This window comes from Trichodesmium erythraeum IMS101 (genome assembly GCF_000014265.1).
GTDB classification, from domain to species: domain Bacteria; phylum Cyanobacteriota; class Cyanobacteriia; order Cyanobacteriales; family Microcoleaceae; genus Trichodesmium; species Trichodesmium erythraeum.
In genome coordinates this window covers 3,047,268-3,061,989 of record NC_008312.1, presented here as the reverse complement: position 1 = coordinate 3,061,989, position 14,722 = coordinate 3,047,268, and the positions used below count along the sequence as shown (strand labels likewise).

Sequence of the window (14,722 nt, the reverse complement as noted above, 5' to 3'; positions counted from 1 at the left end):
GCAACAAGGCGCCGAAATTTATAAATCCTCAAGCCCACTTAGGGAATACTTCTAAGCTCTAACTTTGCCCCTTCCTTGTGGCTTCTGAATTCTGATTTGTATGTAGCCCCTAAACATTTTCTTTAATCAAATATTTTTAGAGTTCCAGCTAAAAAACCTTCGCGACAAGCATAACGCTGGACTTTTCCACTAGAAGTTTTGGGAATAGCTCCCGGTTTAAGCAATAATATTTGATAAATCTGTAAATCGTGATTTATTGACACAGACCTTTGGATAGATTTAATTAAGTCTTGAGAATTATCAGAATTTTTATTCTCAGACTTACCATTACGCTCACTGAAAAAACCAACTGCTACCGAGCCCACAGATTTATCAGTAGATTCATATTTTTGACTCTTTATTTTTGACTTTTGACTTCTCTCAAGGAGTTGACGAAATTTCCGTTCTACCTCAGCTACTACTACCAAACGTTCTTCTCCTCCAACTTCTACAGAAAAGCTAGCAATACAACCTGGTCTAATCAGGGGATGGCTTTGCTCCACTGTCCATTCAATATCTTGAGGGTAATGATTTCGACCATTAATAATAATTACATCCTTAAGGCGACCCGTCACAAATAATTCCCCAGCCTCCAGAAAGCCTAAATCTCCAGTTCTCATAAATGGCTCTTTTCCGGGTGCTTCAGCTAAATAAGCAGCAAAAATCTGCTTCGTTGCTTCTGGTTTTTGCCAATAACCCCCAGCAATACTTGGGCCAGAGACCCAAATCTCTCCTACCTCTCCCTCAGTACAAAGAGTTAATTTTTCTGGATGAACAATCTTAATCTGTTGCTCTGGCAAAGTTTGACCACAACCCACTAATGTTTTTGTTCCTTCTGTTGGGTAAACTAAAACAATCTGGTTTTTTTCCAATGCCCTAGCTGCAACCTTAGTTTCTACCGGCGGAGAAAACTTATTACCCCCAGAAATAATTAAAGTAGCCTCAGCCATCCCATAACAAGGATAAAAAGCTTCTCTGCGAAAACCACATACAGAAAAAGTATTAGTAAATCGTTCTAAAACTTCAGCACTAATAGGTTCTGCACCATTAAAAGCTACTTCCCAACTACTTAAGTCTAAAGTTTGTATCTGTTCAGGCTTAATTTTACGGACACACAAATCATAAGCAAAATTTGGTCCCCCACTAGTAGTACCTTGGTACCGAGAAATAGCTTTTAGCCAGCGCACTGGACTTTGGAGAAACATCAAAGGAGACATGAGAATGACAGGAAAAGCCCCATATAAGGGTTGCAATATTCCACCAATTAAACCCATGTCATGATAAGGAGGTAGCCAAATTACTCCTTTACTTTCACCAGAGTGTCCAAAACATTGATGAATAAGACCAGAATTATGCAAAAGGTTCTGGTGGGTAATCATTACCCCTTTAGGTTTAGCTGTCGAACCAGAAGTATATTGGAGAAAAGCAAGGGTATTCTCATTAATATTCGGTTCAAGCCATTGATCTGCAAAATAGTCCGGAATTTGGTCAGTAGCTAACCAACCTAAATTCTCTAATTCTGGAGTTTCTGAGGCACGAGGTTCTAGGCTAGAAATGATAGATTTAGTTGTCAAAGCTATTTTGGCCTTACTATCTCTAATAATTGTTTGGATCCGGTCTAGGGAACGATTTGGCCTAGGGGGGTAGGCAGGAATTGCTATAACCCCTGCATAAAGACACCCAAAAAAAGTGGTAATATATTCTAGTCCCGGTTGATAGAGGAGTAGGGCAACTTCTCCTTGTGGACATACTGACTGGAGATAGGCAGCGATCGCCCGTGAACGTTGTTCCAGTTGTTTATAGGTAAGGTTAACTGTTTCTATTTCTCCATCTATTAAAAAGCTGTAACCTATTTTTTCCGGGTTTTGGATAGCTCTATGTTGTAATAAATCTACTAATGTTTTAATTTTTTTATTTAAACTACTCATTTGATTTTGATATAAAAACACAAAAATAATTAGAAAGGCACGACACAAATTTTAACGCAAATATACAGATTATTAGAAATAAGAAGTAATAAAAAAAGCTCATAAATAATATTGTAAAATCAATTGATACTGCCAAATATCTCTCATACTTGGAAACTATAACTTTTGAAATTATCCTAATTCAATTGTTAATTGAGATCAACCATTTTTTACTGATTTTTAGAGAGTACATTTTGAAATTTCATACAACTAAAATCAACAGATAAATTTTTGAGAATACATACCTCGAATCAAAAAAGGATAGTGCCATTGAACTACCTAAAGGAATTAAAAAAAGGTTTATGTAATCTGTAGAGATCACAATTATAATCAAATTTTCCCGATGAATTACTTGTGAGCAAAAATTAATCTGAAGCTGCCAAATTATCTATTTGTAGTTAGAACTATTATTTTAATCTCAAGAAAAATCACACAACAGCATATTATTCTCAGAACTATTGCAAGTCGAGGAATAAGCTTTTCTACAGCCGAATACTTGCCAAACAAGAACATCTGGTAATTAGCCTAACACGTCATGTTCCAGCAAAACCCTTCCCTCGTGAATTTGTCACAGTTAATTTGAGCGATCGCTATGCCACAACAGAAACTCTGGCTAATTAAACTCAAGCAGTATTTTTTTAATAGAGTAGTCAATAATGTAGCAATAGTATACCCACAGCCACTAGAATAAGTAAAACTAGATAAATGTGAAGCAGTTATTGACTTAAATTTGCCTGTTGCTATACAAACAGTTCAAGCAGTGTTGCCATCAATGAAGGAGAAAAAGTAAGACCGTATAGTTAATATTTCCAGTATTGCTGCTTTAGGAGCCCAAGAGCTCACCAGTTATACTGTAGCTAAAGTAGGAATGATTAGTTTAGCTCCTACTTAGGCTTTGGAGCTAGTATCAAGTAAAATAAATGTTAATACTGTTACTCCCGGAAGAATAGAAACAGAAATGGGTCAAGATATTTTTCCACCTGGTAGTGAAATTGAAAAGCAGTGCATAAGTGGGAAACCAATGAAGCACCTTAGTAAACCTTTAGACGTAGCTGCAACTATTGACTTTTTCTTTTCAAAAAAGGCAGGTTATATTACTGGGCAAACTCTTTTTGTCGATAGTGGTTGTAGCATTGATATACATCCTTATTACAAGGCAAGATAAATTATTGACTTCAATGCATATCTAAAAATACTAAACTTAATAAACTTTACCACAAAATTCTCAAGTATAGGTTTAACAATAATAGCTTTTACTAGAATTAATAACTCATCAGGAGAAGACTATGCACATCCTAAAAGCTAGGCTAATTAAAAGTGATAACTTTTGACTCTATACAATCTTACATAATATTATTGATAATAGTAATTTTGACTATAAAAGTTTCATTGAAAATCAACCCATTATTATTGATAATAGTAATTTTGACTATAAAAATTTCATTGAAAATCAACCCATTATCAAGTTGCTAAAACTTGGGATATTGTTCAGCTTAAAGAGCAGATTAATATTAATTATTTAGATATTACAAAAAATGCTGTATTTTCCAGAAGAAGTAATATATTTAGATATCCAGTTGATGATATAGAGCATTATATTAATAGCTCTATTCTAGTAGAAATTAATTCCCCGAACAGCGATAATGCTTAAACTATTATCCAAAAATTTGACAAAGTAATATATATTGTTTGCGATCCTAGATATGTATCAATTTCTTAGTCTAATTTTGTATTTTCCCATTATGTAAAAAGATATTTTCCTTCTTTTACTGTTTATGAAACTAATTGAGCAACTTATTTAAACAAAAATCCGACAAATATTTATTATTTATGATTGGATGAATAATATGGAAATATTTTTAAAACACCAGAAATATTTGAATATTCACTTTATTTTTAATGAAAAATTACTATATAATTTTGACCATGAGCTAGAAAAAATTTTAAAATATTTGGAAGTTAATTGATACAAAAAAGCAAGAAGTGAGATTAAATAAAAAGTATCATTTAATAACATGAATACAGATGTCCTAATCATAACAAAATGAAAATCATGACAATCAGTAGACATTTAAACAGATGCACAGAAAGAGGAAATTTTGCAAATAGCAACTCCTCTATTAAAACTATTTAACTATAAACTGAATAGTCAAATTATTCCCTACCAAAATCACAAAAAAAATTGCCAGAAAATATTATTTTTTTTAGATTAAAAAGTAGGATTAATGAAACCCTAAAATTATTAAAAATTAACTATTTAAACCCAGGATTAAAATATAAGGATTAAAATATAAAATATAGTTAAAAAATATTCGTTAAATCAAAAGTGTATTAGTGATTTTTTTCATTGAATCTTTTCTCATTATCTGCAAATATATTAATCTTGAATAACAGTTAATTTATATAATTCAGAAACTTATAGAAGCTACAGAGAAGGTTTATCAAGGAAATTGTGTAGTTTTAAAAATAAAAATCAAAACAATTAACCTGATTTCTTTATTAGGTATTAAATATCATAATTATATCTTTTTTCGTAACAACCAAAAATTATAAATTAGTTTTTTCAATAATTAATTATCTGATAACATAGTCCTCCGAAACAGCCAGATCATACAACATATTTCTAGCAAAGTCTTATTGTAAAATTGACATACATCTTTATTCTCAGGCAATATGAATCATTAATTCAAATTTCTAGGTAAAAAGTCAAAGGCAATTTAATTCAAAAAGTAAAAAATTAAGATAAAATTCTTGATGATTAACTTTTAAAAAATCATTAATGACTGAAAATATCCTATATCCCTGGAAACAAGAAACCATCATTCACCATACTCAAAGGCTGTTATTGAGCTATAAACATTGGACTGGTCAATGTCTACTCGATATAGATGGAACTCCACAACTTATGGCTCAAGCATTATGGGAAACTTCATTTGTTGTTGCTTCTCACGGTATAGAAGAAAACCCTATCTTAAATTATGGTAATCAGCAAGCATTAGATTTGTGGGAAATGACTTGGGAACAGTTCACTCATACCCCTTCTTGTGAGACAGCGCAACCTTTACAGCGCGAAGATCGCCAGCTATTACTGACCCAGGCAAAAACTCAAGGGTATATTGATAATTATCGGGGAATACGTATTTCTAGCAAAGGCAAACAATTTTGGATTTCAAATGCTATTATCTGGAATATTCTAGATGAAAATCAACAGCAATGTGGTCAAGCTGCTACTTTTAAGCAGTGGAAGTATATTTAGAAGTGGCTAATGCCCTTGTTTGGTCATGCTCTGATGTGGCTAGTTTTATTACAGGTTATTCCATCGCAATAGATAGTAGTTATACTCTGAAATAGTCGCATTTGTATTTTCTAGTTAGGTCTAGCCTTTGCAAAAAAAGAGGAAGTTTTTATTCATAGCAACTCCTCTTTTAAAACTATTAAATTATTCACTAGAAATCTCCAAGAGAAAGCTAAAAAAAGAATATTGGTAAAACAAATTAGAGCTGATGCATAAAGTAAATCTTAAATTCAACAGATAGAATAATTTTTTTATCTACTAACGTGAAAGCAGATACTATAGAAGTTCTCTGTTAGCTTAATATGGTTTTGACAAAAGCCTAATATATTCACATTTATTGATTTTTATTTGTAATTACCAGTTCTTTTTTATAATATTTTTAACGATTTTAAAAATTACTGAAATAAATAAATAATTCAGCTAAAAGTAGGGGATGTAGAGCAAGCCTTTGGCTCATACTACATCCCATTCACTGTCAATAAAGTTTTTTTTTAGTTAAAGTATTCTTCATTTTCTAAAGGCTCACCCATTTATATATATAACTTTTAACTAGCTTATCACCCCGTAATTTATTAACTATATTTATCACTTCAACACATATTATAATAGTCTAATAAGTAATCATCTGATTCTGAAACTAGTAATAACGATTTGCCTTTCATCTTAGCCAACCAAAATTTTCTATTCGTCATACTATACAGAAATATTGGCGACCGGCTAAAATGCCAAATGAGATTCAGAAACTTGATTCGATATTTTTATGTTTTCAAAGAGCTGAAAAATCTCCCCTATATCTATTCGGTGAAATAATTTCCGAAAATTATCGTATTAAAACATCAATTAAGATTCTGCTTGAATCCTTTTTATTGCTTTCTCAATTTTTGCTGCATCTTCAATTTTTCCTTGTTTTGTTAATAAGTCTCTAGCTTTAGTCAGAGATACTAACGCTTCAGGTCGTTTATTTTCCAAATACAAAGCTACCCCTAACTGATAATGAAGCACCGCTAGTTCTGGTTTAAGACGAACAGCGTTTTCAAATTGGGATATTGCTTCCGGTAAATTATTTTGACTTGCCAAAAGACTACCTAAGTTAGCATAAGCTTCTGCAAATTCTGAATCAAGTTCAATAGCCTTGCGAAATGCTGCTTCTGCTGATTTTAGATCTCCTTCTTTGTAGAGTTTAATCCCACGCTCGAATTCTGTTTTAGCTTCTTGATCGAGAGCGATAATTTTGGTATTGCTTGATTGAAGTTGTTTTGAGGTTAGTTTAAAAGAAGAAGCACCAGCTTGAGTAGTGGTGAGTATGGTCATAATAGCAGTTATGGCCCATAAGCTGTACTTAGATTTTGTATCAAACATTTTTGATAATTTTAGTAGTAATGGTTACTGAGTCCAGCATACTACCTATTTTTCTATTTTACCACTTCTCTATCAAAAATAAATCTTTATAATATTTAAGCTTTTCTCTGCTGTCTTTTCGAGGTATTATTAAAAATATATCAAAAATTTGTTCAATATGAGTATATTTACTCTTGACTTTAATCTAAAGGTTTATTAAAAAACAGGGGTTATTATCAGGATTTGTCATTTTTATACTTGTAGTCTGATAAAAAGAATGGCATTTTTGTCAAGTATTTATTATATTAAATAACATAATGCGGTAATCATAATTGATTCTTAGAAATCGTGAAATAATCAGGCGATCGCTAAAATGAATAAAGATTAAAAATGATGAGGCATCAACTAATTTTTCAAGTCTTCAGAATACCTTAAAAACCAGCAAAAAATATCATTTTTAATATCATAAACTTCATTTTAGTTGCATTAAAAAATTGGCATTTTTGTCAAGTATTTATTATATAAAATAACATAATGCGATAATCATAATTTATTCTTAGAAATCCTGAAATAATCAGGCGATCGCTAAAATGAATAAAGATTAAAAATGATGAGGCATCAACTAATTTTTCAAGTCTTCAGAATACCTTAAAAACCAGCAAAAAATATCATTTTTAATATCATAAACTTCATTTTATTTGATAAAAATAATAGCATTTTTTTCAAGTATTTATTATATTAAATAACATAATGCGATAATCATAATTTATTCTTAGAAATCGTGAAATAAGGAGGCGATCGCTAAAATGAATAAAGATTAAAAATGATGAGGCATCAACTAATTTTTCAAGTCTTCAGAATACCTTAAAAACCAGCAAAAAATATCATTTTTAATATCATAAACTTCATTTTATTTGATAAAAAGAATCGCATTTTTGTCAAGTATTTATTATATAAAATAACATAATGCGATAATCATAATTTATTCTTAGAAATCGTGAAATAATGAGGCGATCGCCAAAATGAATAAAGATTAAAAATGATGAGGCATCAACTAATTTTTCAAGTCTTCAGAATACCTTAAAAACCAGCAAAAAATATCATTTTTAATATCATAAACTTCATTTTATTTGATAAAAATAATAGCATTTTTTTCAAGTATTTATTATATTAAATAACATAATTTGATAATCATAATTTATTCTTAGAAATCGTGAAATAAGGAGGCGATCGCCAAAATGAATAAAGATTAAAAATGATGAGGCATCAACTAATTTTTCAAGTCTTCAGAATACCTTAAAAACCAGCAAAAAATATCATTTTTAATATCATAAACTTCATTTTATTTGATAAAAATAATAGCATTTTTTTCAAGTATTTATTATATTAAATAACATAATGCGATAATCATAATTTATTCTTAGAAATCGTGAAATAAGGAGGCGATCGCTAAAATGAATAAAGATTAAAAATGATGAGGCATCAACTAATTTTTCAAGTCTTCAGAATACCTTAAAAACCAGCAAAAAATATCATTTTTAATATCATAAACTTCATTTTATTTGATAAAAAGAATCGCATTTTTGTCAAGTATTTATTATATAAAATAACATAATGCGATAATCATAATTTATTCTTAGAAATCGTGAAATAATGAGGCGATCGCCAAAATGAATAAAGATTAAAAATGATGAGGCATCAACTAATTTTTCAAGTCTTCAGAATACCTTAAAAACCAGCAAAAAATATCATTTTTAATATCATAAACTTCATTTTATTTGATAAAAAGAATAGCATTTTTTTCAAGTATTTATTATATTAAATAACATAATTTGATAATCATAATTTATTCTTAGAAATCGTGAAATAAGGAGGCGATCGCCAAAATGAATAAAGATTAAAAATGATGAGGCATCAACTAATTTTTCAAGTCTTCAGAATACCTTAAAAACCAGCAAAAAATATCATTTTTAATATCATAAACTTCATTTTAGTTGCATTAAAAAATTGGATGCTTACAAGCCCAAGGCATCCACACAAAAGCCAACTAGTCAGAAGTCAGTAGGGTACAATTTAACTATTAGTAAATAATCAAATCTGATTTTACATCTTATTTAAAAATACTTAAGTTGTTAATTTGCTATATTTGATACAATTTATTCTTTTACATTTCGCCATCAATCTTGTGAATTTAAAGACTCTGTTCTAAGGTAACAGTTTATTGTATCATGACTAATATTTTTGATTTAGGCTTACTAAGTTTTTGATTGTATCATTCCTATAAGATTTAAGTAAATATTAACAATTGAAAATATAATTAAAATCCATGATTTTGAAAAGTAATATAATTATGTCATTATTATCTAATTATTGGAAAATTTTATCAAACTAATTTAACAGTTTGTAATCTATTAAAAAAATTGTAATTTTATTGTTATTAGATAATATATCTCTAAAGTAATATCTATCCGGAAAAACCACAAACTATAGTATTAAAAATTAAATATTTCAGTACACTATATATAGCTTGCTTGGGTAAGCCCTGATCATATTAACTCTCTGCATAAGGCTCTATACGCTCCATAGTTGCTTCCATAGCACTAAGCAAAGAAAGACCTGTTAAAACCGCACTATTACTGTAATATCGCTCTTCATCTAAGCGACGTAAGGTTTCAAAACCACTACGACGTTGTGCATCATTTCCAAGTACCCAATAGCGTTGAGTAATTGAATCAATACCAAGCCATCCTTCTCCTTCCACTTGTCCTAGCTCACTATGCTGAAGAACAAAGGTATAGCGTCGTTCATCACTGTCAAGACGGCCTCTGTATTGTAAAATAATTTCCTCACGGTCTTGAGTGGGAAATATTAGTTTTGTTACCATAGAGAACCAATCCGTACGATCCCATGTCACGATAGTTTTACCCTTGACAGTAATTAACATTCCATTACGTTCTAACCAATTTCCTGCTATATTCCACTTGCCTGATTCTAATATAAATGTATGAGCCACAGTCTTATTCCTATGCTGCTAATGCTAGCTTGATCAAATTTACGGCTTGGATACCCCACAATTACCATTAGTAATGGTTGTCATGACAACTAACCTCCAAAATGCTGGATTCACAATAGACCCCATTTTCTATAGCTAACTGAAAGGATATATACTTGGGAGCATCTGTATAGTTATTCTAACTATTACAGTTTGTAGGTAATGGTTAATTTTTCCTTATAGACTAAACAACTTTTTAGCCTTACTTAACTCACTTGGGAATGGTCTTACAAAAACTACAACAGCTAGAAAAGTTAGGTCGATTGACTTACCTAGCTTAGTGCTAAAACTAGAAGTGTATTTTAGCTAGACCGTCGAGAACCCTCACGCCATAATTTGTGATTTGCCGTGAGATGAATCAGCAGTAGATTTATGGGGTTAAATATCCATCAATTTATAAACTTTTATACTAAGACTTAATATAGCTGGTTTAAGTTAACAACGGCTAGGGTAAACCATAAAAATTTAATAAGACATGGAGTATTGCACAATAGAAAATGATATTCAATAATTTTATTGAGAGATGGATTATCCTTATTGTCAGAGCCATAAAGTAGTTAAAAATGTTATATTATCAGGGAAAACAGAGTTATTTGTGCCGTGAGTGTGGCCGTCAATGAGCCTTCAAACCCGTGTCTTATCTGTTGCTCTTAATGCTCTTAAAGAGTTTTGTCTAAAAATGCCCCTTAACCCCATGTTATTCTGAGTCATTGGGTCTTGAACAATAAAGAATGATATTTTATGACTTTATTGAGAGATGAATTGTCCTTATTGTTAAAACCATAAAGTAGTCAAAAATGGTCATTATCAGGAAAAACAGATTTATTGGTGCTGTTTAATGCTACTCGTATTAGAGTAATATCAAATTTGGTATCATTGGTATGATATAGTATTGAAGCATAATTAAATCTATATTCTAAGGTATAAAGGCCTTTGGCCTATAATGACAAGAAAAATTATATGACTCCAAAGCCAACGGATTTGATATAACTACTGTGTTGTAAGCTAGATTCGTAGTCCGACTAACTCTCCTTAAACTACTACCTTCCCCGTGTACCCATAACACTATACGAATCTTTTCGGCTTCAATTTGTCAACAATAGTAGAGAGCATCAAAAGTTTCTGTGAAAGTTTGTTGGTAAGCTCGGCAATAGTAAGGCTGACAACATTTAAACGTCGCAAAAAAAAGACTAAACACTTGTAAACAAATCAAGAAAGCCCTGAAAAAACAACTAAAATATCTCAGTAAAAATTTCACATCATAGAGCTGCTAACCAAGAAGGAAAATTATTTTTAATAATTATTTACCCCAATAAAATTATATTGCTAAACCACAAATCTCAATAATGGATCTTATTGAATTTTTGTTCCTAAATCAAAACAGGTATTCGCAGAGGATTAGAACGAGCAATAATCAACCACTGCGAATCATCAGTAACATAACCAATTTCTGCGAAATAATCAACATAGCCAACAGAACTAACATTGATAGGAATTTCTTGTTTCTGGCTAGATCCATCACAATCATACTGTTGTACATTTTGAGCGTTCTGTGAGTCTATATCAATATCTGTAATATCAAAAATTCGTAACTGGTATTGCTGTCCACCTTGTTGTTTAGCTAAATTTTTAGCAGTTTGAGAAACTCCCCAATGAACATAGGCGCTTTGACTACTAACAGGAACTATAATAACCCAACTTGATTTCAATGCTTCCTCTTGAATTACCGCTTTAGTCTGAGTTACATTGAGCTGTGTAGTTTTTACATCATCAATTTCAATAGCAGGTATGCGGATACGATTAGAACGAGCTAATTTCAACAATTTGCCATAATCAGTAACATAGCCTATCTCAGCTTGATATTCGCGGTTAATCATCAAAACAGGTACTTGCATTTCCTGAATTGATTCTTGACAATTATAACCTTGTACATTGTAGGCTGGCTGTTTATCTAAGTCAATATCCGTCACATCATAAATACGCAGTTGATATTCTTTTCCACCCTGTTCTTTTAATGCATTTTGTGCTGTTTGAGAAACTTTCCAAGTCACCATCATATTTTCTGCATCATCAGGAGTAATAGTAATTTTACAGGGAAGTAATACCCCTCTTACTCTTTCTCCCCTTTCTAAATCTGGTTCTTTTACTACCTCAATATCTTTATTAACATAATCTTCTACCGTTATATCTCTCAATAAAAGGTTATCAAACCCTTGTCCAGCTCTTCCCAAATCAGCATTTTTGGATATATCTATTCTAACCCGGTTAGAACGAGCCAATAGTAACCATCGATCATCATCGGTAGCATAACCTATTTCAGCTTGATATTCGCGATCAAACAGTAAGCTTCCTATTTGCCACTGCTGATTCGAATCTTCAAAATTATAATACTTGATACTTTCAGCCAGTTCTAAATCTAGGTCTATATCTGTCACATCATAAACCCGCAATTGATATTGTTTAGCTCCATGTAATTTAGCTGCAAGTTGATCAGCTTCTGGTACTGACCAACTTGCTAATACTGTTTGACTTTCCCCTGGACTCAGACTTATTTGACTATTTTTTTCAAGGCTAGCCCAGGTTGCTAATAATTCTCCTACTCCCTCTACCCCTGCTACACTTATACTGGGATCAACAACAGCTACTTCATTACCATTTTCTGAACTTGTTTCTGTTAAATCATTTGCCTCAGTAACTTCAGCCTCAGCAAAAAGAGTTTCTCCTACCGAGGTGAAGTCTGAATCTGTAGTTGTTCCTGGAACTACTCTAGTTCCACCTGTTCCTACTGACTGATTTCCACGTCTTCTAAGAAATACCCATAGTAATGCTCCAAGAATAGGAATATTCAACAATAGTAAAATCCACCAGGGAATTCTTTTTGTTCCCGTTTCCTTACCAATATCACCTATAAGTGCAGTTACCAGACCTCCAAAAGTTTCCGAATCAGTTTTCTCTTGTTTGTTTAATTCTGTCTTTATTTGAGTATCAAGACTAGGTGATGTTACTATATCTGAAGAGTTCGCTTTATTGGTCGAGCTAAGATTTGCTAAATCACTTCTCCCTTGTTTATCTGCTTTTGCCACAACTTGTTGACCATCTTCAGAAGTGACTAAACCCAGAAATGCTAAAACTTCTGGAGAGGCAGTGTCATTTTTGTAAACAAAGTTACGAGGTTGAGAGTATGGATATAGGGGGTTAGTCGGCAGAGTTTTGTGCATCGGAATAATCCGAACATTTTCCCTGTTGAGAACTTGGTCCATGATTGCATAACTAATCCCATTTTTACCTAGTTCTTTTATGACTACTGCTGTATCGTCCTCGGATAACTGGATAGCGTTACGTCCAGTCATAAATGGACTTTTTTTAAACACATCATAGCTTTTGAGAGCTTCCCTCGTATCACTAGATTCTGGGCGATCAATTAAGCGAATGGGCAGTTGTGGACCACCTAGTTTTGACCAATTGGTGATTTCTCCCCGGAATATTTGAGCAAATTTCTCAAATGAGAGGTTTTCTTGAAATGGATTATCTGAGGCAACTACAATAGCAATCTTACCCCGATTAATGGGGACTTCAACTAATCCTTGGTTTTTTTCTTCAGCAGTTAATCGACGTCCCAAGGCTACTAAATCTGTTTCTCCTTTTAGAAGTACTTCTAATAGTTCACTTGTATCACCTCTTGTTATTTCAACTTGAGCATCTGGATATTTTTCTTCGTAAACTTGTTTTAGTACTTGATTAATAACTATCATACTACTAGAGCTAAACAATTTGATTTTTCTGCCACTTGGTAATGATTTAGGTGCTGAGTAAGTAGTATCTGAGTTGATGGATTGATTTAGGATAGTATTACTTAAAAAAGATAAATTATTAGCTGTTAATTGCCTAGGAGTAGCAATCAAAGTTAGCAATACTACTAATAATTGAACGGATTTTTTCCTAAAGAAATACATTTTCATATAGCTTTTATATTTATCAAATATTATTAAATTGAAGTTGATAAAAACCCATTAATTTGACCTATAAACTTATTATTAAAAATTAGTACTTTTTACTAATTAATTTACGGATAAAATAAATACTCTATGAAGGTTAAATTCCTGATAAATGATTTTAGTAATTAGATCCTCAGTTTACCTTTATTAACTGCAAAATATAGTTTGTTTAAGTCTATTTAAATCTATTTTTAGTATTAGCAAAAATTTAGTTAAGACGAGTTTTTTTGATAATTTTTTATCTTAATAGTTGTTAATTTTTACATATTTACCATTGAATTTATCAATTATCCTTCATTATCTTCAAGGTAACTATCAAATAAAAATTGATAAATATTTGTTTTTTTAGCACTTCTAAAGTTAATGTATCGTCATCACCATTTAAAGTTTAACAACTAGCTTCAGCTTTCAAATTAGTTTTTTATTAATTGACTTGCCACCACAAATATTAAACATAAAAATAGGTTGAACAATATGATTTGCATCGTTTAGCTAGCTAAACAAACTACTGCAGATTCTAGTTACATATATCCCTTATTCTAATTTTTAGAAACTACTGTTTCTTTCTGAATTTTGCCTCTAGCTTCAACATCAAACACATAATAGTTTTTTTGTGTCAATCTTCAGACCCTTAACTTTACAACCTTCCATATTTATTTTTATTTTCTAAGAAAATTTGTTAGTCTTTTAAACTGTGGACATGATTTTGTTGAGTTTTCTAAACTTTGGCTATTCTTACTGTTAATTTTAAAATCTACATAACTGCCTAAAGAATTAATAAATAAGTTAAGTGGCTAAACAAAATTGTTTATCTATTCTAGTTTGACATAAGGCATATCGTATAAGAGGTTCAGTTTCACATATATATTAGATGTAATTAATTTTGTGTGCCTACTTACAAGGGCTACCTTAAATTTAAGAGTCTTTAATTATATTTATTAAGTTTACACCTATTTCGTCCTTTTATCCATACCCTCACTCTTGGGCCACATAAAAATATTAAATAATGTTGCCAACTTTGAAATTTTAAGTTAAG

The 14,722-nt window shown here is 31.2% G+C and carries 6 protein-coding genes and 1 pseudogene; 3 read left to right on the top strand and 4 right to left on the bottom strand.

All coding sequences use genetic code 11. From position 1 onward, the window contains the following. Positions 1–122: 122 nt before the first annotated feature. Complete coding sequence (locus tag TERY_RS09310; RefSeq protein WP_011611596.1) at positions 123–1,967, bottom strand: AMP-binding protein; 1,845 nt, start codon at positions 1,965–1,967, stop codon at positions 123–125. Positions 1,968–2,901: 934 nt separating this feature from the next. Here TERY_RS09310 and TERY_RS30455 point away from each other — a divergent pair. Further along, complete coding sequence (locus TERY_RS30455) at positions 2,902–3,171, top strand: SDR family oxidoreductase (protein ID WP_052845773.1); 270 nt, start codon at positions 2,902–2,904, stop codon at positions 3,169–3,171. Between the two features lie 1,614 nt (positions 3,172–4,785). After that, positions 4,786–5,262 carry an MEKHLA domain-containing protein gene (locus TERY_RS09300; RefSeq protein ID WP_011611595.1) on the top strand — a complete coding sequence of 159 codons (477 nt, stop codon included), beginning with the start codon at positions 4,786–4,788 and terminating at the stop codon, positions 5,260–5,262. An 879-nt stretch (positions 5,263–6,141) separates the two neighbouring features. Here the strand turns inward: TERY_RS09300 and TERY_RS09295 are convergent. Then, positions 6,142–6,660 (bottom strand): tetratricopeptide repeat protein, encoded by a 519-nt coding sequence (locus TERY_RS09295; protein ID WP_011611594.1) that lies wholly within the window; start codon positions 6,658–6,660, stop codon positions 6,142–6,144. A 2,530-nt stretch (positions 6,661–9,190) separates the two neighbouring features. Beyond that, positions 9,191–9,652 (bottom strand): hypothetical protein, encoded by a 462-nt coding sequence (locus TERY_RS09290; protein ID WP_011611593.1) that lies wholly within the window; start codon positions 9,650–9,652, stop codon positions 9,191–9,193. Between the two features lie 562 nt (positions 9,653–10,214). Here TERY_RS09290 and TERY_RS36645 point away from each other — a divergent pair. Then, positions 10,215–10,394: pseudogene (locus tag TERY_RS36645) on the top strand (IS1 family transposase); the annotation flags it as partial. 667 nt (positions 10,395–11,061) lie between these two features. Here the strand turns inward: TERY_RS36645 and TERY_RS25080 are convergent. Beyond that, entirely contained in the window at positions 11,062–13,593 is a 2,532-nt protein-coding gene (locus tag TERY_RS25080) for a DUF4912 domain-containing protein (RefSeq protein WP_370496930.1), read from the bottom strand. Positions 13,594–14,722: the final 1,129 nt, after the last annotated feature.